This is a genomic window from Synergistaceae bacterium (assembly GCA_017444345.1).
Taxonomy (GTDB): domain Bacteria; phylum Synergistota; class Synergistia; order Synergistales; family Aminobacteriaceae; genus JAFUXM01.
The window spans coordinates 1-3,215 of the sequence record JAFSWW010000034.1; the positions used below are offsets into that span (position 1 = coordinate 1).

Here is a 3,215-nt window from a genome sequence, read left to right on the forward strand (position 1 = left end):
AATGGGGTTGGGGGGGCACCTGTTTTTCTGGGGGGCCCCCCGATACGGGCAATAAAAATTTTTTCGCGCTAAATATGTCGTTAATGCTAGTGAGTAATATAATTTTTCCGTCCTTGTGTATAATGTCATAAAAAAGTTTATCGACTGCCGCCTCGCTCCCACCCACCCACCCCGCTCGGCGGCTTTGGCGGTAATATACGTTTTCGCAAGGAGTGATTAAGCATTGATATTCAGTAAAGCAGACTTCAAGACAGAAATAAATTTATTGCCCGCGAGTGATTCAAATCTGCCTGATGAGATTCTAGAGTCCCGCGCTGATTTGTTGTTCGTCCTGAATGAATTAACGCACTATAAATTAACACCGTCAGAATTAAATAATGTATATATTTCACTTGCTGATATTCTCATGAAAAATTTAGCTATCCCTGAAGCCGACAAAATTAGACTCCCATTTTCAGCACTCGGCACACTCGACGCAGCTAGAAGCAAATTAACTCAGCAGGAAAAAATTATTTTCGCATTCTGTGTGTATTATTCTGTATGCGTCGAACTCTATGACAAGAAGGCCGGCAAAATGTTCAGCGCAATTAAAGAATTAGACTCACCCGAAAGCGTTATAGCACGTCTTCAAAACGAGATAAGCACTCATCCGGAAAAATTTGCATTCCTGAACGAGAAAAAAGAACCCTTCGCAAGCAAAGATAACCCCGTTCAAGCAATTAATCAGACAGCAGCAAAAATTTATCTCGAAAAATTGTACACTCATTCAGGCAAGCACATAAAATATAGCAAAATTACAAGTCTCCCCGGCAAAAACGGCGAAATCTTAGACGCTTATAATTTGAAATTTGACTCAGACGGCGGGACTCAGGAAATAAAAATTTTCATCAATCCTAACGCGCAAACTAACTCAACAGAAGCTCCCGAAGGACTAAATTATTATGAGGACGACCCAGACTCTTTGTTCACGCTGGGAATGAATTTTTTCAACGGCGACGGAGTAAAACCTGACTCCGATAAAGCGATTCAAATGTTAAAGCAGGCATCTTCACGAGGACACGCAGAATCACAATATAATTTAGGGCTTATTTATGAAGGCTCACACAATTACAACGAGGCAATAAAATATTTCTCGCAGGCAGCAGAACAAGATCATTTGCGTTCACTCGTAAAATTAGGAAATATTTATTATCAGGGTCAGGGAGTGAGTCAAGATTACAGCAAAGCAGCAGAATTTTATTCACGTGCAGCAGCAAAAGGAGACGCAGACTCGCAATATTATTTAGGATTCCTCTATTATTCCGGCGAAGGAGTCAATCAAGACAAGCGCAGGGCCGTAGAACTCTGGAGCAAAGCAGCTCTACAGGGACATTCAGACTCGCAATACATAATGGGACACCTTTACAGAACGGGCAAAGATTTAAGGCAAAATTACGATGAGGCACTAAAATATTTCAAGCTCGCAGCAAATAAGAATCATTCAGAGGCCTTATTATCGCTCGGTCAAATGTACGAAAACGGAGAAGGAGTCCGGCGGGACATAAATCAAGTGGTAAAATTTTATAAACTTGCAGCAGAACAAGATAACGAGGAGGCTTTAAAATCTCTTCGCAGACTTGGTAAATTATAAATGGAGGAAATAATATTTTGCCCTACACAATAAAAGAAATTTCGCAGCTAACCGGTCTGCCCGCGTCAACTTTGAGATATTATGACAGTCAGGGATTATTGCCTGATTTGAAACGCGATAATAATAATATTCGAGTCTTCAGTGATGATGACGTTAGAAGCATTAAATTAATAAATTGTCTCAAGCGTTCGGGGCTGTCAATCAAGGATATAAAAAATTTTATTGACATGTTAGAACAGGGCGACGATGCACTAAACGAGAGACTCGAAATATTTCACAAGAGGCGCGATATTTTGCGTGAAGAGTTAAAGAATTTGCAAAACGTTCTTGATGTAATCGAGTATAAATGCTGGTTCTACGAGAAAGCATGCGAGGCCGGGTCAGTGTCAGCGGTGAAAAAACGCAAGGTCCCTGAAAAATTCCGCAAAGCAGAAGAAAGTCTGCACAAAATTATTTAAAGGAGTTATGAGTCATGAAAAAATTTGCTGCTGTTATCTTGATATTATTTGCGTTCGTGTCATGTTCATTTGCGGAGGAGAAATTTAGAATCTCTCATCAGACAACTTTCGGCGGAATAATTATTGACTGCTCAATCGAAAAATTTAATTCTTTAGGCTTTGAATACGGGGACAGCGTTAATATTAATTTCTCGAACGGTAAAACTTTAACAGATATTCCATACTATAACGGCTATTACACGAAAATTGGCGATCCGATTTTAATTGCATATCCGGGGCGAGAAAATATTTGGTTGCAAAATAATTTCGGTTCTGATTCATGGCTTGATTTAGGCATGAAAGAGTCTGACTCTGTGATAATTTCATTGAATCAGCGCGGAAAGTATAAAGCTGTTCAGGAAGCTAGAGACATTAAATACTTCAACGACAGGAATTTATACGCAAGTGATGAAGTGTTTGCAAATTTTAGAGCAATGAATATCGGCCGCCTTAAGAAAAATTTTGTGTACCGTTCTGCGTCGCCCTGTGATAATGAGCATAACAGAGCCTCTTACGTTGATAAATTAATTAAGCGTGAAGGAGTAAAATATATTCTCAACCTGGCAGACAATGACGAAAACATCAAAAAAATTATCGCCAAATCAGATTTTAACTCGCCTTATTTCCTGAATTTGTACGAGAATAAATGCGTTTTTCCTATCAAACTGGGCGCAGATTTTCATTCGGACACATACAGAAAAAAGTTAGCTGACGGTCTTGCTGAATTATCAAAGCATGAAGGCCCGTATTTGATTCATTGCTTAGAGGGTAAAGACAGAGCCGGATTTGCAAGTGTTGTGATTGGTGCGCTTGCTGGTGCGTCATATGATGAATTAGTGAATGATTTTATGCTCTCTTACGCTAATTATTACGGGATTACACGCGAAAATGAGCCGTCAAAATATAATGTCTTAGTCAGTGAAATATTTGATGAAATGCTGAAATTTGTAGTAAATAATGAAAACGTTGACATGAAGTCTATAAATCTTGCGCCATATGCAGAAAAATTTTTACTTGATTCGGGTATGAGTGAGTCAGATTTGGACGCGCTGAAGTCTCGGATTATGAATTAATATTTTCTTCCTTAA

The 3,215-nt window shown here is 39.1% G+C and carries 3 protein-coding genes; all 3 read left to right on the top strand.

Translation table 11 applies throughout. The annotated features are described in order from the left end of the window. The first annotated feature begins 223 nt into the window (after window positions 1-223). Genes IJS99_02075 through IJS99_02085 form a run of 3 tightly spaced genes read left to right on the top strand, consistent with a single transcriptional unit; the run spans window position 224 to window position 3,200 of the window. Window positions 224-1,630 (top strand): sel1 repeat family protein, encoded by a 1,407-nt coding sequence (locus tag IJS99_02075; GenBank protein MBQ7560609.1) that lies wholly within the window; start codon window positions 224-226, stop codon window positions 1,628-1,630. Window positions 1,631-1,647: 17 nt separating this feature from the next. Continuing rightward, entirely contained in the window at window positions 1,648-2,088 is a 441-nt protein-coding gene (locus IJS99_02080; protein MBQ7560610.1) for a MerR family transcriptional regulator, read from the top strand. 14 nt (window positions 2,089-2,102) lie between these two features. Then, window positions 2,103-3,200: a tyrosine-protein phosphatase gene (locus IJS99_02085; GenBank protein ID MBQ7560611.1), complete on the top strand. Its 1,098-nt coding sequence runs from the start codon at window positions 2,103-2,105 to the stop codon at window positions 3,198-3,200. The last annotated feature ends 15 nt before the right edge of the window (window positions 3,201-3,215 follow it).